Raw genomic sequence first — 18313 nt, 5'->3', positions numbered from 1 at the left:
TCGGCCCCCGAAATACCGTTATGTTGAAAATGGCGTAGAGAAAACCTGGACCGGTCAGGGCCGTACACCCAAGTTCTTGGCTGAGCAACTCGAGCAAGGTCGTCAGCTGGATGAGTTCCTCATCTAAATAGACAAGGCCATGCCCTCACGGCATGGTTTAAGGGGGGGGGGGCGAGTCCTTTTCGTGAGAGCATGAGCCCCACTTGGCATCATGGGTGAGGTTCAGCATGAGTCCCCAGCTCACCTTCGCGGATAGCGAGTTCAATGCTAAATTCCGCAAACCCCGCAAAGAGATATTCTTAGCCCGCATGGAGGCTGTGCTCCCATGGTCAAGGATGCTGACGGTCATCGACCCCGTCTATCCCAAGGCAGGTAACGGGCGTCAACCATCGCCAATCGCCCCCCCGTATTCACTTGCATGTAGCTGTGGTACAACCTCAGCGACGGCGCCATGGAAGACGCACTCTACGAGATTGCCTCGATGTGTCTGTTTGCCAAGCTCTCCCTGGACCAGGCCATCCCTGACCGCACTACCATCATGAATTTCCGGCATCTGCTGGAGCAGCACCAACTGGCACGCCAACTCTTCGAGGCCATCAACCAGTGGCTCTGTGACGCTGGCATCATGATGAAGCAAGGCACGCTGGTCGACGCCACCATCATCGAAGCCCCAACTCCACCAAAAACAAGCGTGGTGCATATTCCGGTCGAAAATGAACACCTATTCCGGTTTAAAATGAACACTGATTCCGGCTTGCGTGTACACCGATTCCGGACACCTCAGTGCACGTACTCTGATGTCAGATGAACCGTCCTGTTCCAACGTCTTGGATCCACAACTGCCGCGCTGCGCTTGGCTGCTGGCTTGTTCAGTGAGTCGAAAAGATGCCTCCCCTCAAAGCTCAGCTTCTGCTCGAAGAATCCCTGTCCGCATACTTTCCGGAAATGGTGTTCACAGATTCCGGAATCACTGTTCAACTTCACCGGAATACGCACGTGGAGAGCGTGACCCCGAGATACATCAGACCAAGAAGGGCAATCAGTGGTATTTCGGCATGAAGGCTCATATCGGCGTCGATGCCAAGAGTGGTCTGACTCACAGTCTGGAGACTACGTCAGCCAACGAGCACGACCTCAATCAGATGGGTAATCTGCTCCATGGCAAGGAAGAGTTTGTGTTCGCTAATGCCGGATATCAGGGGGCTGAAAATCGTGAAGAGCTGGCCGACGTGAAGGCTGAATGGGCGATTGCCATGCGCCTTGGCAAACTCAAGGAACTCAAAAAGCATCCTCGTAAAAACAAGGCAGTAATTGCTTTTGAGAGGCTCAAGTCCAGCGTCCGTGCCAAAGTGGAACACCCGTTCCGGCTCATCAAACGTAAATTTGGCTTCGTGAAGGCCCGGTTCAACAGGCTGCGCAAGAACGTCAACCAACTGGCGATGTTGTTTACGCTGGCGAATCTGTTTCGAGTGGACCAGATGATACGAGCATGAAATAGCAGTGCCCATAAATCGAGATAAGCAGATGGTGCAGCGTTATCGGCTTAACAACGGTCGAATAAAACAGCCCAATGTGATGGGGCTAGGGTTTGCTCCCGGTGGGTATGTCGAGGTGTTTTTAACCAATCCTAACAATTGGTATGATTGTACAGATCTAGTTATCACCAGCAACAGACCACCTGACAGGCAAGGCTAATGGCTAGGGAAGGCGCCGCATCAGCTATATGCCCATCAGGTGGCTGCGTAGCATATCAGGCTAAACAGGCTCATAGAAGGAAGCGGCAATCGGCCGCTTCCTTCTTAGGTCTGATTGAGCTGAAAACTCAGCGTTTACCGAATGTCCCTTGGATTACGTTCCCCATAACATCAGATGATTTTTCTACTTCATATTGGGCTATTTGATGTTTCACAATATCCCCCCACCGAAGAAATAAACTCCTCAGTTTTTCAGGGTTACGTAAAGCACCCGCCTGATAAGTTCGCAGGAGTTTGTCACTGATCTGGTGGTTCAGCATATGCTCTATCTCTAGAGGTCCTGCACCAAGTTCAATTCCACAGCAGTTTGCAACACTGCGCCGCAGGTCGTGTACGCTAAAAGGCTCAAGTTCAGCCAGCTTACGCTTCTGTAGCCGGTCAAGGGCGCGCATAAGTGCGTCACCGGTGATGGCATGACCCAGCTTCGTCGTCGATTCGAACACATATGGACTGGTAGAGGAGGTTATCATTCGCTGCTCTGAAATGATTTCCTGAGCCAAAGGCGACAAGGTCACCACATGCGGGCGCCCATTTTTGGTTTCCGGAATCGTCCAGCGATCACCATCCAAGTGTGCCCACTGCATCGATATCACTTCACCTCGACGAACCGCGCTCAATATGACGATTTTAATTGCATTGGCGACACTTCCAGAAAGAACAGAAGTCGTAGCAATGCCACGGCCACCAGCTGTTAACGCTCCGCCACCTTCAACGCCCTCTTCTAATGCATGCCACAAGGCTCGTAATTCAGAGATTGGTAGCCAACGCTCTCGAGGTGGATTGGGGGTCGCATTGTAAACTTTGGGTTTGAGTGCCAACGTGGGACTAATCTCGATAAGCTGTCGTCGCATAGCCTCCTCCATCACCTGGTTCATTATCCCCATTGCTTTACGAAGTCCTTCAAGAGAGACCTTCTGTAGCTTCTGATAGTGTTGGTGGAGGACGGCCATGGTGATATCGCAAACTCGATATTTACCAAGGACCTTTTGCAAGTGTGTTTGGTAGATTCGACGATAATCAGTGACGGTTCGAAGGCTAATCTCTGATCGAACGCCATCACGGCGTTTTACGCTGGCTTTGTGGCTAAGCCATTGCTCAAACAGTTCATCAAGCACGAGCATCTGTTCGTTCTTTTGTTTAGCTTCTGCAACAACCTGACGGGGATCGATGCCCTGTTTGACTTGCCCCACCGCAACACAATGTCGCTCACGAGCTTGAGCAAGTCCCATCGCAGGGTATAGTCCAAGTACCATGGTTTGTTGCTTGCCAAGTAGCCTAAATCTATACACGAAGCGTTTTTGCTTACCGGCCCGAACCTCGAGTGATAACCCGTTACCATGTTTAGAGCTGATAGCAAATCGGGTTGCGGTTGCACCTTCTTTAAGCTCTGCTGCCGCGACTTGTCGATCTTGAGAAATCATCCTAAAACCTCGTATTGGGGTACCACATGGGGTACCACATTTGGCATCGTATAGGGTTGTATGTCGTTGGACAAGAGTGAATTTGACATGTGCTTAAGTTATTGAATTTAATGTAAATGAATTTGTTTATTGGATTTATCAAGACAGGATTAAACGTGAGTTTATTGACTTCGTAATGCGAAGGCCGTAGGTTCGACTCCTATTACCGGCACCAGACAAAACAAAGGGTTGGCTTCGTCATGACGCCAACCCTTTGTGTTTTCCAGGGGGATATACCTCGCATGCGGGTTGAAAGCGGGTCACCCTTGATAGACCACCGCCATCAGAAATACGGCGGCAAGGATCAGGGGAGTGCCAAGAGGGGGACACGGCTCCAGTTCAGTTAACCGCCAGAACGAACAGGGGGAGCAGTTTTCACCGCTCCCCCTGTTTATCTGCCAGCGTCAAGAGACATTATGATGCGTCGTCCGGCAAGCGCTTGAACCAGTGTTGGGCTAATTGCTGCGCCTTCTTTATCTCGTCGCTCTTCATCTCCCCTTCCAGCTCCTCGCGGGCCTTCTGCGCCTCCTCCATCCCTTCGGTGGCAGCCAGGGCATACCAGGCATAGGCGTGCAGCCGGTTGCGCGGTGCCCCTAGCCCCTCCTCGCGCATGGTTCCCATGCGGTACTGGGCCATCCGGTTACCGGTCGCGGCCGCCAACCGATAGTGACGAAACGCCTCGGCGTAGTTCTCTTTGCCACCCTGTCCCCAGCGCAGCATCTCACCATAGGCAAACTGCGCCTCGGGCAATCCCTGCGCGGCCGCCTTGGCCAGCCACTGGCGCGCCTGGGGATCATCCCCCTGCTCCTGCAACCAGGTGGCCAGCCCATACTGGGCCCGAGCGACCCCGCCTGCTGCCGCCAACTGGAGGTAGTGCAGCCGCCGCTGCGACTCCGTCTGCTGCAAGCTGAGCTGGTATTCGGCCTCGTGGGAGCCTTGCGTCGCCGCCCGCTCCAACCAGTAACGCCCCATGCTCTCATCGCGCGTCATCCCTTCGCCGCTGAGATAGGCCCGGGCCAGCCAGAGCTGGGCCTCAACCGCATCGGCATGGGCCGCCTGCTGGTAGTAACCAATGGCCTCATCCCCCTGGGATTGACGAGCCATCCAGAGCAGGGCATCGGGTTGCTTTTGCGCCGCCGCCTTGGCATACCAGCGCTCGGCCTCGGCAGGCACCTTGGCCCCCCCTTCGCCCAGCTCGTAACGGCGCGCCAATTCGTATTGCGCATCCCGGTTGCCCTGGGTCGCCGCCTTGGCAAACCAGGCGGTAGCCTCCTTGGCCTGCTCGGGCTTGCTGGCGTACCAACTGGCCAGCACCTGCTGGGCATTGGCCTCGCCACGCTTGGCCGCCGACTCGAAATGGTCGATACAGATGGCGACGACCTTGCCGCCATGATTTGCCTGGCAAGCCAGCCCCAGCTGATAGTCTGCCGCGCCGCTACCAAGGCGCGAGGCTTTGCGCCACCACGCGTTGGCCAGCGCCGGATTCTTGGGCTCCCCGAGCCCTGCGTCATACCACTGGCCGACCTGCAAGGCCGCCTTGGCGCGCGTGGCCTGACTGGCCCCAAACATGCCGCCGTCGGCCGCCTGCTTCATCCAGCGCATAGCCTCGGGATAATCCGGCTTCGCCGCCAAGCGATTGGCCAGTTCATATTGGGCACTTCCCTTGCCCGCTTGCGCGGCCTGGAGGAGTTCATTGTCAGTTATAGGGGCGGTGACACAACCGGACAGCCAGCCTGCTGTCATGGCAACTAAAAAAATTCTTTGAATCATTGTATTATTTCTTTTCCAAAACCAGAGATAGAAATCCGTTCACCGTGATACTCAAAACATCACATCATCTAGTATTTTTCTCAAATAGTGATCTTTAGCCATGAGCCCTCTTAATAATACATCTTAGAGTACTTCTGAGCTCACACAACACGTCCGGCAAAACTAATATCATATCTTATTTATAGCTTCGTCAAGCTTTACATATAAGTAAAATACAAACAAGTAGGCCGCGCCTTCCCTAACGAACGTCTTATAGATTATAAGCCTATTTATTATTTCATGTTAACGCCAACTAAAAAAACAGTTCCCTCATCAGCAACTACAAATAAAACAATAAATAAGAGCCACCCTCCATATATCAATGAGTTATGCAAAGCACTACATTTTACATTCCCACTATTTCAATAGGCTGGAGAAATACGCCTACCAACATAATAATCATCTAAATTAATTTCAAAAAACCAATCTTGAAAATTATCAACTATTTTATCAAACGACCCCACTACAGCAATACCACTAACCGACTTTGGATGTTGAGATATATATTGATAAAAAACATCTTCTGCCGAGGGTGCTATTTTTGCAATCGCATTCCCTTCAATATCATAAACGGTAGCGTCAAGGTTATTCCCAGTGCCATACTCCATAGAAACCACTAGTTTTTTTTTATCCGAGTACACAGCATAACCTTTATTAGGATGCAATAATCTAACTAACCGCTCACCATAAAGCCATTCACTATACATAAAATCAGTATCATTTATTATTTTCATTTTATGTCCTTAACATCGACAACTTTCAGATAGTTCATTTTTTCAACTGGATCTCTCGGCAATCTCAAATTAATCTGATTAGCCCCACCAGTGAGATATTTGTAACTACCATCATATAGTTTTTCAACTTGAGGCCCAACAGGTCCCTCTAGGACTTCAAAGGGATGGGTTACTTCATATGTAACTACTCGATCGATACCGGCAGGTTTCCATGACTGCTTTACTGCCAGCTCATTCCACACAAAGTCCGCAGAGTGAATACTGTCCATAGAACCAAATCCACCAGGACTAGTTATGGGCTGCCCTGGCCCTAATGCCATATTAAAACGCTCCCCTGGCTCAATTGTTCGGCTCTTTGGTGTAAATCCTACAGGCCATGGCGATTCATTATCCCTTAAACCTTCGAATGCACTAACCAGTTCATGGTCATCTTTAAACTGTCCTGCATGATGTTGTTCAAACTGCTTGAACACATCCTGCTCCTCAGCAGAAATTCTGGCTCTCGGCAATGTGTCAGGGCATTGACTTGGAAGATTGCTCAATCCTAGCGGATCAATCCAACCAATAGGGTTAGGTGCATACTGGTAATTGTTGAGTCCACCGGCCAAGCCTATCGGGTCGGGGGTGATAAATCTACCCGTACCGGGCTGGTAGTAGCGGTGGCGGTTGTAGTGAAGCCCGGTCTCGGCGTCAAAATACTGCCCTTGGAAACGCAAGGGGGTGGTGACCTCGGCAATTTCTTCGCGCCAGACATTGCCATAGGCTCGATAGCGCACCTGCCAGGCGGTGGCCCCGCTTGTACGGGTCAGTGCCAATGGAGTACCAAGATGGTCAAGCTGGTAGTGGAATACCTCGGCCTTCTGCCCTTCCCCCTCCAGTTGTGCCAGGGGTTTGAAACTACCAGGTTCATAGATAAAGGTGCGGTACTGCTCGTCAGTACGCCGCTTATCGTCACCGAGCAAATAGCTGCTCTCGGCAATCAGGTTGTTGGCCTGCCACAAGAATTCGGTGACTTGCTCGCCGGTTGCTCCCTTCACCGTCTTGCGAATGCGGCGGCCAAAGGCGTCGTAATCATAACGGGCGGTGCTGCCATCGGGCAGTTCGGCGCGGATCAGCTGGTGCTGGCAGTCGTAGTGATAGCGGGTCACCAGTTGCTGACCCTTACCACGGCGCTCTAGCGCCAATCGGCCAAATTCGTCGTACTCGAAATGACGATCGCCACTCAGCAGCAGCCGGTTTCCCTGGGTGCGCGCCGCATCGAACTTATCCCCTTGCGTCTGGCTCAGCAGGTTGCCGGCCGGATCGTGCAAGAAGCGCTCGGTCAGCTCGCCCCTCACCTCCAGCAAGCGGTCCAGCGGATCGTAGCGGTAGTGCTGCTCCCCCTGCACGCTGTCATCAATGCGCAGCAGGTTGCCCGTTCTGTCATAGCCATAGCGCCGCTCACGGGCGACCAGTTTGCCCCGTTGCAGACGCAGTGCCGTCAGGCGCCCCTGCTCGTCATATTCATACTGCTGGGTGAGCGTCCCTTGCTGCCTGCGCAGCTCAAGCCCCCCCACCACTTGGTGGCGCGTGAGTTCGGCGCCGTTGAGATCAATTCCGCCGAGTACGCCGTGCTGATAGTGATAGCCGAGCCGGTTGCCGTCGGGCAGTTGCCAGTGTGACAGTCGCCCCATGGCATCGTATTGGAAGTGGCTTGAGGCCCACCCCTGATGCTCGGCCAGCAGATGACCGGCGCTATCGTAGTCAAATGCCAGGGGCCAGGCGCCATCGTCGACCCGGATGAGCTGACCATGGGCATCGTACTCGAAGGCGATCTCGCGACCATCAGGCAGGGATTTTTTCAGCAAGCGTCCCATGGGGTCGCGCTCATAGCGGGTGACCAGTTCGGTCTCCTGCTTGCCAAATTCCACCTTTTCGCTCAGACGTCCGTTGAGGTCATAACGGTAAGCGGTAGTGCGACCATCAAAACCGGTTTCCTGCGAGACCAGCCCATTGGGGTAGTAGTGGATACGATGCTGCTCACCATGCTCGTTCTCGATCTCGCTGAGAAAAAGCTTGGCGTTGTCGTAGCGGTATTTGAGCTCACTGCCATCGGGGTTGATGCGCCTGCTCACCAGATGCAGGCCGGGGTGATAGTCAAAGCGGGTCTCGCGTCCCTGCTCGTCCCACTGCGCCGTTACCTTGCCATAGGCGTTGTACTCATAGCGGCGAACACCGCCCCCGGGCAGATGAACGGCATTGAGGCGATCGGCCGCATCCCATTCATAGCGTGTGATTGCGCCACGCGGGTCTTGCCGCACGATCTGGCGGCCCCGCTCATCATAGCGCCAGCGGCTTATCCCGCCATCGACCCCTTTCTCTTCGATCAACTGACCAAGGCGGTTCCACACCAGCTCGGTGCGAGTGCCGTCTGGGTGAACCACAGCGCATAGCTTTCCTTGGGGGGTATAGCCATAACGGGTTTCGTTCCCCAGGGGATCGCGCCTGGCAATCAGGTCCCCTTGCGGGTTGTGATCAAAGCGCCATTCGCGCTCCCCCTGCACTATCTTGCGAACCCGGCCATCCCAGTAGTGATAGTCAGTTTGACTGCCATCGGGAGCCACTTTGAGGGTCAGCAGCCCCTCTTCGTCATAGTGATAATGAGTCTCGGCCCCCAGCGGATCACGGGCCAGCACCTTCTGGCCTTTGTCGTTGTAGGCAAACTCGGTTATCGCACCATCCGGATCCTGCTGTCGGACAAGACGTGCCTGGCTGTCGTGCTGATACACCTCCTGACTGCCATCGGCATTGATGACTGTTACCTCACCCTTGTCATCATCCCAGCCATAGGTGACATCAAAGCCCGCCACATCGCTCCAGTGACGGATGGCTCGGGCGGCCTTGCCCTCCCCTTCCCACTCCCAGAAGAAACCGGCACCGCCAGCCAGGTGGCGCTCCACAATGACCCCATCATCGCGATAGCGATAACGCTCGCACTCCCCGGCCCCATTCTCGGCCGCCACCAGGTGACCATGGTCATCGTAGTGGTAGCGTTGCAGCGTGGCCTGGGGCTGCCAGGCAATACCATCAAAGCGCTGCAACTCGAGCGCCATGATGTGGTCGCCCTCATAGACGAGACGAAGGGCCAGCCCCCCTTCATTTTCAACCCTGGCAGGGCGTCCTTGACGGTCCGAACGCACCGTCAGTCGATTGCCATAGGGATCGGAAAAACCGGTCAGCCGCCCACGGTTACCATGCCAGGTAAAGTGCAGAAAAGGAGACCCCGCCTTGGCTACGATCACCTCATCGGGCTCGTCACCAAGGTAGACTGCCGCCTCGGCCAGCCGGTTGGTCACCATGGGCTTGGCCGCCGATGGCAACGGCAGCTCGGTCGCCAGAGACTCCTCATCCCACCAGGTCAATGTATCGCCGTGACGTTCAAGCCGGTGCGCAAGAGCATGAGTCCAGCCAAGTCCCATGCCGCAAGATTGCGCGACGGCGGACGTGCGATAGAGGCGCCCGAAGACAAAGGGGAGCAGGCCCGGCAGTTCGCCATCTTGCAGTGCCAGCAACTCTTCCCCCGTCACCATGGAGACCGGGCAGTTGTTCTTGCAAGTTTTAGCTTCAGATTGATGGGGGTGGTTGTTCGGGGTAGTGGCCTGCTTGGAGGCATCCGGTGTCTTGGTCACCTGCTTAATCTCGGTGTGCCCCTGGAATCGGCGTTTGGCCGCCGTGCCTTTTTCCACCAACGTTCTGGCATTGCCATCAACCAGCTTGAGATCCGCTTTTTTGGCCGGGCTCAACGGCGCAGCCCCGGTGATCAGCACCTTTTTCGCCTTCTGGGCGTGCTGGGCCAGGTTGTGTTTCCTGGAGAGATCCACCAGTGAGGTGACCAGCCTCATGACCCGATCACTGTTCTTGGCCATGGTGGCAGCCTTGGCACCATAGCGGGCCGCCAAGCCAACCCCGCCGGTCAGCACCACCCCGATGATCACGTCAATCAGCACCGACGAAATCACCTGAGCACCAAACTCGGTCTGCTGATCCGGGGGCAGCATTTTGACCCAGCACACTAGGGCATAGGCATAGAGATAGAGCAGCGCTTCGTCTTGTAGCACCAACATGGCGGCCTCCATCTGGGAGGCGCCAGCCTTAGCCATGGCAACCGCGTCGACGCCGAACTCGGCTAGTTTCTTGGCATTGCCCACCGGATCGGCCAGCAAGTTGTAGATGGTATTGAGATCATCCCACACACCGACCAATGCCTTGCCGATACCACTGGCAGCTGCCATCGTATGGCTACCAAACCCACCACCTGAGCCACTGTAACGTGCCCAGGCCGCCTTGTGTTCGCTGTTCCACTCCTTAGTGAGCCAAGCCTCAAGATCTTTTTGAACAGGGACATAAGAGGCAAACAGAGTATCCAGATCGCCCTTCTGCACATCGGGGTAGAAGGTCACCCGATAGGACTTGCCAGGGGTCAGCTGGCCGACCTCGGCAATCCCCTGGTCATCCAGGGTTCCCTCCTTGGCTACCGCCTCGCTGACAAAACGTCCGCGCACCAGTTTCCCCGCCTCCACCTTGTACGGGGTATTGCCGATGGGAATGAAACGCACCGACTCAAACAGGTGCACCAGCCGCAACGTGCCGCTCAACGGGCACTGGGTCACCACAGACTGTGTCTTCTTGCTGCTGGACGATGCCGTGATAGTCTTGTCGCCCACCTTGATCGTCTGCTCCATGTCCATGCTAAGCATGTCACCGAGAAAGAAGCTCTCAGCATCCTTGCGATACTCTTTCAGCGCATTGCGATAATCGGCGATCACTTCGGTGAAGACAGCCTGGCCGGCATTACTCATGCTTGAACCTCATTAATCAGCGCCGCTTCCAGCGCCGGAAATAGATCGATGTCAGGGGATGAATGACGGGCAACGAAACGCGCCACCTTGCAGCGCAGGTTCGCCTCGGGGAACGACCAATAAAGCTGGCCATTACTGTCGGCCAGCTGCTGCATCAAGTTGTTAATCAGGGGGCCCACATCTTGCCTGGAAAGCGCGATAGCAACGTCAGGAGGAAGAGCCCACCAGGGAAAAGGACGCACTTCGTGTGGCTCAGATGCCCCCCACGAGAAGGCCTGCCCCTGGCACCACAGGGCGCTGAGCTCAGGGAGTAAGGCGGTAAAGCCATCACCAAGTTGCTTAGCGATGGTGGACAAGTAAAACCCGTCCCAGTAGCGGAAAAAGACGGCGTCTCCCAGATGCCATATCTGAGTCAGTCCCTGCAGATGGGCATAGAGTGTATCGATAGGTTGATCGGTCGCGAGCAGCCAGCCCCAGTCACGCGAGCCGGTCTGCGCAGCCCACTCGATGAAGGGACTTTCCCTGTTAACAGGGACGATATAGGGCATGACCGGAAGCCAGTCGTGATAGGGGGTACCGAGATAGAGTCCGCGTGGCGTATGACTGCCGTCGAGTTGGTAGTAATGCTGCAAAGGGGCGGCCTCACTAGCTCCCGCCAACAGGGCATAGATGGGCGACTCCTGCCTCCTGCTCCATTCGATGAGAGGCATAGCTTCAGATTTCACAGCCACCCTCCTTACACTTCTCACACTCTTCACAGAAAGGAGCAGCGCTCTTCATCGTGGCTAACTGTGCTGGACTGAGCGGTACCTTGGGCGCTGGCGGCACACTGACTCCCTGTGGCCCTATCGGAGACTTGCCCGCCCACCCAGAGCCCGAGCCGGGGCGGCCACCGGAGTTCATCTTGATGGACGGGCCGACCAGGGTAACGCCCCCCCCATCAACCTTGATAAAGCAGCCCCCCACCTTGACCGTGATTTCCGAGCCAGCCTCCAACACAACCTTGGCACCAGCCTTGACGTGAACCTCCTGCCCGGCCTGAGTCAGCCAGCTGTCACCCAGTTTTTGGTGCATGCTGGCATCGACGCTAAGCGAGTGGTCACCCTTGATGTGATCGCGCTTCTCGCCCTCCACCGTCAGGTGGTCGCTCCCCTTGATGCGAGTCACCCGATCAAAGTCGATGTCGCGGTGCTCGTCGTGCTTGATATGCCAGGCGGCATCGTTCTCGATGAGCACGTTGAGATCTTTCTGGCCGTGGATGTAAATCTCTTCCTGGCCAGCCTGATCTTCAAAGCGCAGCTCGTTGAAACCCTCACCCTGGTGGGTCTCGGTGCGCAGCACAGTGCGGGTCTTATTCGCCGGCAGCTCGTACGGCGGCCGGTTGGTGGCGTGATAGGTGCGCCCGGTGACGATGGGCTGATCCGGGTCACCTTCCAAAAACGAGACAATCACCTCGTGGCCGATGCGCGGAATGGCCATCATGCCGTACTGGCCGCCGGCCCAGCCCTGGCTCACCCGCACCCAGCAGGAGCTCTGGTCGTTGGAGCTGCCGTATCTGTCCCACGGAAATTGCAGCTTCACCCGGCCGTGCTCGTCGCAGTAGATCTCTTCGCCCTCGGGGCCCACCACGATGGCGATCTGCGGGCCGTCCACCATCGGCTTGTGGGGCGGCAGAGCGCGCCAGGTGGTCGACCCCTTCACTACCGTAAAGGCGTTGTGGTAGACGGTCGGGCCGCCGCCCCCCTCCTCCTCCAGCGCCTGGGGCTGCTCGCCCCGATGGCGGATCTGCACCACCTGCCAGTCGATGTTGAGCGCCCCGTTCGGGTGCTCGCTTAAGCTGAACGTCTGGCCCGGCAGCAGGGCGGCGGCGTTGGACTCCCCCTCCCCGCTCACCGCATCGCGGCGCAGGGCATCAAGCCGGTAACCGCTAAAGGCCTTGCCGCTGGCGTCCTGCTTGAAACGGCCGGGGTAGTCGAAGTGCTGGTAGGTGCCCCGCTGATGGTCGAGCTCTGCCCCCTGCTTTTTGTGGGAGAGGCCGTAAGCCGGGGTCTTGAAGCTGTAGTCCTTGAGCTCGACGTCAGAGGGGCGCACCGATTCGCGATAGCGAAACTTGCGCACAAAGGCGCCCTGAGAGAGCCCCTGATTGGCGAGGTTGAAAAACAGCTCGGGCCCGGCGCTCAGCGCTGCGGCGTCATCGGCAAACACGATGCGATGCTGGCCGGCGTCGAACTCGTGGAAGTAGAACAGCCCCTCTTCGGCGGCGAGGCGGCCCACAAACTCCAGATCGGTTTCCCGGTACTGGACGCAGTACTCGCGCTGGGCGTGCTCATTTTTCAGGGCGAAGGCGTAGTCGGTGATGCCCGCCTCTTGCAGCAGGATGCTGATGATCTCCTGCGGGCTCTGGCTTTGGAAGATGCGGGCGTTATGGCGCAGGCCCAATCGCCACAGGGCCGGTTTGACCTCGGCCACGTAGCGGGTGCGGCGAAAGCCGCTGTCCCCTTGGGCGAACTGGCTCACCACCCCGCACACCCGTCGTTGCAGCTCGCCGTTGAACCACACCAGCAGCTCGCACGGCTGATCGAGCACGGCGGCAAAGTCGATGTCGCTCTGCTGGCTGGCCAGCTCCAGAGTCAGGGTAAAGGGGGTGTTGAGCCCCTCGTCGAGGTCAAAGGCGGCGACGGCGAAGGTGGTATCGGGCAGCGAGCCCACCTTGACCGTGAATTGTAATCCCGTGCTGTTGGCCATTATTTTCACCCCGGCTGCTTATCCCAATGCGTTTGCGCTGTTTCACCACGGCTACCGCACGCCATAAGGCGCATAGAAAGGCAAGTCGGCAGACCGCACTGTGCTTTGCCCATCCAGAGGGAGTGGCAAAGCACAGTGCTCCCGGTAAGGGACGAAAGAGAGAGGGAATAAGCAAGGGGACACAGAGCCCCCTTGCTTAGCGGATTAAGCCTCGATCGGCGCACGCCAGTCGTCAGCACCAGAGGTGCCAGCCACGGTGTGCTCCCAGTCAATCTTGCGATAGGCCAGAGAAACTTGGATCAGCTGGGTAAAGTCAGCCTTAGCCGGATCTTGGCAGTGGGGCATCTGGCAGTCGATGTCGACGATGGTGGCATCGGTCAGCACGGTGCTGAAGAAGTGCTCCTGCTTACCTTCCACGGAGGTGCGGTACCACTTCAGGGTCACCTTCGGCAGCATCTCACCGGACGCCAGGGCGTTGTACATGAGGGGGACGGCCTTGTTCAGGGCCACGGTAAACTTGAACGGCTTGTGCACACGCTGACCGGACGGCTGACCGGATTGCGGGTCGGTCGGTACAGTGACGACATGTTGGAACTCTTGCACCAGCATCTCGTCTTCGTGGCCCTGCACGAAGATGTTACCGACAGATTCGGCGGTGAAAGCGCCGGCAGTGATGTTGCCTTGGGTCTTGCCCTGAATGCTGATATAGCATGGAGTTGGCATGATGATGCTCCTGATTAGTTGAACGGGTATAACACTCCCGAGACACTAAGCAGCGTTTATGCCAAAACAAAATGCATTACAAAACAATACGATACGGGAGCAGCGACACCCCAAACCGAAACACCAAGCAACTTATTGCGCAAACCAACGCATGCCACTGCAAAAATTTGCACCTTTAAAATAAAAAACCAGAAACCAAGCAATTTATTGCTCATGGCAACATATAACACCAGCACGGCGGTTTCTAATGCCCCTGAAGGTGTAAGGCATCCATGTTAGAGAAGCCCGCTCAATGGAAGCCGCCATCATCCCAGCGCATCAGCACTCCCCCATGAAATAACACGCCAACCCGAAGGCAGGCGTGTTACCCGTTATGACCATTATTCGAGCGTAAATACAGCATCTACCGAATCGGTAAACGTGATCGACTGCTGTTGATATCCAGTGTCAGCAGACTCATTTTGCGCAGCAGGCGCCATCATCTTGAGAGAGCGGGCGTAGACAGGCATAGGCATGGCACTACGATATTCAACCGAGTACACCTTACCGAGCTTCATCCCAAAACTTTGTGCCAGCATTTCAGCCTTATGCTTTGCATCATTCACCGCTTCGAGACGCACTTTATCCTTTGCATCCTGTGCATTCTTAAGGCCATACACCACTTGGGAAACCGACTCGAGCCCAGCCGCCAATGCGGTATCAATCAGCTCACTCAACTTATCCATCTGGTAAAGCTTGATTGCCAGCTGACGTTGAGCACGATGCCCGATGAGTTGGGGGCGTTTATTCGCTTCATATTGATATTCCGGTGACACCACCAGATTACCGGCCTCGACATCACTACGCTCGATACCCATTGCTTCAAGCTTGCTAAAGAAGGCCGCGACCTTACTATCAACCTGCTGTTTGGCCTTGAGTCCCTCTTTTTGCAAGGCGCTCACCGACACAGAGAGCGTCGCCATATCGGGCTCACTCTTATATTCAGCCATACCATTGACAATAATGTGAGGAGCGGTTGGAACTTCCAGAGACAACGCCGGCAGGCTCATCGCCAGAAAAGAAAGGGAAAGAAGGTGCTTGCGCATGACAGGCCTCGAGAGGAAATGAGTCGAGAGCCGATTATGACATTGTGCTAAACGTCGTGATAGGGAGGCGGTATATCGAGGGAGATGTGACCACTATCCAGCTCTCCTAGCAAGATGGCATCGCCCATACTGTTGCTGCTCACCAGCGTGGAGCTTGCCCCCATTAAGTCATCCGTCCCTTCTATGAGACCGAACGCTTCCCACGACAGGAACTGGCTGCGGTGAGGAGCCACGGCACTGACCTCCGCTTGAGGTTCCCAAATCAGCAGTTCATCGCTCTGGCTGAGTAAATCACTCCACGTTGGATCGGCCAGATTCACCAAAGGTATTTCACTCTCCCCCAGCTCGGAGCCAACGAGAATGGATTGGGTGGTCAGCTCAGAGCCCAGCGTGGGCAAAAACTCCAGAGAACCTGTTGCAAAATCCACATCCAGCGTCCCTGCCGGCTCACCTGTCGAGCTCTCAATTTCGAGCCGCTCGAGGCGATGACCGGCCAGGGTCGAATGATAACCAAACTGGCCATAACAATCGATTTGATTGCCATCCCAGCTATATCTCACACCATCAATTTCAACCCAACTTAGCCGATCCATCATCTCTCCTCCAAGCATCCGCATTCTAGCGAGCGCCATACTCTCTGTCTTCTCTCAAAAAGTGGGAGGGCAAAAGCCCCCCCTACTTTTGTTACGGATCGACCTTCAGATTACCCTGCGCCAGCAGATCATCAATGATCTGTTGATCGGTGCGGGTTCCATTCATGGTCAGATCGATATTATCGAACTGGATAGTTTGGGTCGTCACACTGCCTCCACTGCCATCCATATCGATGGTCAGGGTCGACTTGCCACTTCCCGGCCCTTGGCTGAAGGTGAAATACAGATCCAGTGATGCGGCATTCGCATGCTCACCACTGAGCAGATCGCTAAGATCCAGCACATCACCACCGACGCCGACTTGGAAGTCCTTGATGATATCCACTCCGGCACTGGCATCACTGCCCCGCCATTTGAAGGTATCGCTACCGCTGTTCCCCGTCAGGATATCTGCCCCGATCCCACCTATCAGCGTGTCGTTGCCGGCACCACCGATCAGCTTGTCTGCACCGCTCATCCCCTTGAGGATGTCATCTCCGTCACCTCCAAACAGTATGTTGTCGAGGCTATTCCCCGTGATGGTGTCATCATGGGCAGAGCCGATGGCATCGAGCTGACTCCCGGTCAACGTAATCACCGTATCGCTACCGGCGCCATGCATATCAACCGTGAAGGGAGGATCCGGCATTAGGTTGATATTCAGGCTGGAGTTGGCGATATCGCCATCCCCATCAATCACAGCCAGACCGAGATCGATGCTAACCGGCAATCCGGGAGTCGGTATGGATGTACCGAAATCCCCGATTTTAAAGTCGCTACCGCCCGCGTAGTGGAACTCAAGGCTGTTATAGCCATCGGCCGTATAAGCCGAGAGTCGAGTTCCATCATTCACTCCATCCACGTTCGCCGCATAGGTCACACCGGCCCCAGGGTCTGCATCGCTGAAGGTGACCGTAAAGTTATGGCCGCCAACCGTAACGGGTTGGCTTAACCCTCCAGAGAGGCTCACGATCTGCGTAAACCCGCCATAGGCAATCGCAATCGCGGTCAGAGACTCCATCATTCCGTCACCGATGATGTTATTCACCGAGCTGGGCGAATTGGTATCCTGACGCGCGATGACCTTGACCGAGCTCCCCTCAGCCTTAATGCCGGTAAAGAGGGCAGAGCCACCATTGACGTTATAGTGACCGTCGAAGCTATGGGTGTGATTCGCAGGGTCAAGATAACCACTCCCCCCACTGCTGGGTGAACCCGCTAAGTCGACGACAAAATCCACTCGCATGGCTTCCCCATCTCCGACTGAGGCCCCACCACCGATACCGCCAGTCGAGGCCGTGGTATTGACGGTGCCATCCCCCATCGGGGTAAGCAGGAGATCTTTACTGTCATCATTCGCGGCGGTCACAAATCCCGCCCATGCCGTGTTTCCACCGACGAAGTTATACCCCCCATTATCAAAGTCTACGCTGGTGCTGCCACCATCTACCGAGCCCACCATGTTAACGGTGTAAGTACCGTTAGCAGGATTCAGTACAACGGTAAACGTTGTGCCGGCCCCCGTAGCCGCCGTCAGGGTTAACCCATCCACCGAGAGGGTATAAGTGATCGGCAACCCACCCGAAGTCAGACCACTATTGGCACCATTTAGACTCGAACTAAAGCGCAGGGTGCCGCCATCGGCGCCATAGTTGTCGACCACTGCGCCATCCAGATCGAGCAGGAAAGAAGCACTGCCCACACCATTCATCATCACCGCGGTATCGGGTTTGACCACGCTCGGGCCGTCGTCGTCGAAGCGCACACTGCCCGAGATATCGACGCTGCTGGCCACCTGATCCCCGTCCCCGTCGGTCAGTGTCACCTTGACCCCCAGCGTGCCGGCCAGCAGCGACACCGTGTCGTCCGGATCTGCCGAGAGCGGGTGTTGCAGCGACAGGTACTGCTCGACCGCCACCACGCCACTGGCGCTGATGTTCACCGCAAACGCCACCTGACCATTGAAGGCCCCGCCCGAGACCATACCGATGACCACCCCGTTGCTGAGCAGCTGCAGAGTAATGGGCGAGCCGTCGGTCACCTTCAGCCCCGAGTTGCTGTTGTTGACCACCAACTCGAACACCTTGGCCTGGAGGGGCGCCGGGCCGTCCGCGCCATACGCCTCCGAGGTCACGGTCACGATCGGCGCGCCACTGGTCGCTTTGCTGATGGCGCCACTGCCCGCGACGTGGAGATCGTCCCCCTTCGGGTAGGTCAGGGTATCGATGTTGCTGGTTTGGCTACCGGTGGCGCTCTCATCGAGTGCCACCACGGCAGCGGTATTGAGGCTGGCCGTCACGCTCGGGCCGTCGTCGTCAAAGCTGAGCACCGAGCTGCTCGCCGTCACCAGCGGAATGCTGGCGCTGCGGGTGATGCTGTCGCCATCGCCGTCCACCCGGGTCACGCTGTATTGCAGGCTCAGGCTGCCCCCCGCCGCCAGCAGCAGGCTCACCGCCTCGTCAAAGGTGGCGTTGTCGCCGTGATCGAGCGCCTCGTACTGGGTGGTCTGCAGCTGGTACTCCCCATCGCCCAG

General features: G+C 56.2%; 12 protein-coding genes and 2 pseudogenes. 4 read left to right on the top strand and 10 right to left on the bottom strand.

Going from position 1 to position 18313, the window contains the following annotated elements:
• The 4 genes and pseudogenes from BN1134_RS19480 to BN1134_RS20370 form a co-directional block, all read left to right on the top strand.
• Nucleotides 1-127: H-NS family nucleoid-associated regulatory protein (locus BN1134_RS19480; RefSeq protein WP_156991866.1), on the top strand; the 127-nt coding region annotated here is incomplete at its 5' end.
• Nucleotides 128-227: 100 nt separating this feature from the next.
• Nucleotides 228-685 (top strand): annotated as a pseudogene (locus BN1134_RS17970) (transposase); the annotation flags it as partial.
• 316 nt (nucleotides 686-1001) lie between these two features.
• A pseudogene (locus BN1134_RS17965) lies at nucleotides 1002-1493 on the top strand (IS5 family transposase); the annotation flags it as partial.
• A 31-nt stretch (nucleotides 1494-1524) separates the two neighbouring features.
• Nucleotides 1525-1695 (top strand): DUF2931 family protein, encoded by a 171-nt coding sequence (locus tag BN1134_RS20370; protein WP_084214863.1) that lies wholly within the window; start codon nucleotides 1525-1527, stop codon nucleotides 1693-1695.
• Nucleotides 1696-1822: 127 nt separating this feature from the next.
• Here the strand turns inward: BN1134_RS20370 and BN1134_RS17960 are convergent, their stop codons facing one another.
• From BN1134_RS17960 to BN1134_RS17920, 10 genes are all read right to left on the bottom strand, one after another.
• Entirely contained in the window at nucleotides 1823-3175 is a 1353-nt protein-coding gene (locus BN1134_RS17960) for a tyrosine-type recombinase/integrase (protein ID WP_029303620.1), read from the bottom strand.
• A gap of 453 nt (nucleotides 3176-3628) precedes the next feature.
• Nucleotides 3629-4957, bottom strand: coding sequence for a tetratricopeptide repeat protein (locus BN1134_RS17955; RefSeq protein WP_232300678.1), 1329 nt, complete (start codon nucleotides 4955-4957; stop codon nucleotides 3629-3631).
• A gap of 428 nt (nucleotides 4958-5385) precedes the next feature.
• Complete coding sequence (locus tag BN1134_RS19835; RefSeq protein WP_156991865.1) at nucleotides 5386-5757, bottom strand: globin family protein; 372 nt, start codon at nucleotides 5755-5757, stop codon at nucleotides 5386-5388.
• Complete coding sequence (locus tag BN1134_RS17950) at nucleotides 5754-10595, bottom strand: RHS repeat-associated core domain-containing protein (RefSeq protein ID WP_042048877.1); 4842 nt, start codon at nucleotides 10593-10595, stop codon at nucleotides 5754-5756. The genes BN1134_RS19835 and BN1134_RS17950 overlap by 4 nt, the downstream gene beginning before the upstream one ends.
• On the bottom strand, nucleotides 10592-11320 hold the full coding sequence (locus tag BN1134_RS17945; protein WP_042048876.1) for a DUF4123 domain-containing protein: 729 nt from the start codon (nucleotides 11318-11320) through the stop codon (nucleotides 10592-10594). The genes BN1134_RS17950 and BN1134_RS17945 overlap by 4 nt, the downstream gene beginning before the upstream one ends.
• Nucleotides 11310-13340 carry a type VI secretion system Vgr family protein gene (locus BN1134_RS17940; protein ID WP_042048875.1) on the bottom strand — a complete coding sequence of 677 codons (2031 nt, stop codon included), beginning with the start codon at nucleotides 13338-13340 and terminating at the stop codon, nucleotides 11310-11312. Before BN1134_RS17940 ends, BN1134_RS17945 begins: the two co-directional genes overlap by 11 nt.
• A gap of 204 nt (nucleotides 13341-13544) precedes the next feature.
• Entirely contained in the window at nucleotides 13545-14063 is a 519-nt protein-coding gene (gene hcp1 / locus BN1134_RS17935; protein WP_042048874.1) for a type VI secretion system effector Hcp1, read from the bottom strand.
• A 380-nt stretch (nucleotides 14064-14443) separates the two neighbouring features.
• Nucleotides 14444-15148 carry an SIMPL domain-containing protein gene (locus BN1134_RS17930; protein ID WP_042048873.1) on the bottom strand — a complete coding sequence of 235 codons (705 nt, stop codon included), beginning with the start codon at nucleotides 15146-15148 and terminating at the stop codon, nucleotides 14444-14446.
• Between the two features lie 47 nt (nucleotides 15149-15195).
• Complete coding sequence (locus BN1134_RS17925) at nucleotides 15196-15744, bottom strand: hypothetical protein (RefSeq protein WP_052449536.1); 549 nt, start codon at nucleotides 15742-15744, stop codon at nucleotides 15196-15198.
• 88 nt (nucleotides 15745-15832) lie between these two features.
• Nucleotides 15833-18313 (bottom strand): DUF5801 repeats-in-toxin domain-containing protein (locus BN1134_RS17920; RefSeq protein WP_052449535.1); only part of this gene is annotated, 2481 nt, incomplete at its 5' end.

This window comes from Aeromonas simiae (assembly GCF_000820125.1).
GTDB classification, from domain to species: domain Bacteria; phylum Pseudomonadota; class Gammaproteobacteria; order Enterobacterales; family Aeromonadaceae; genus Aeromonas; species Aeromonas simiae.
This window is presented reverse-complemented; position numbering and strand designations above follow the sequence as displayed.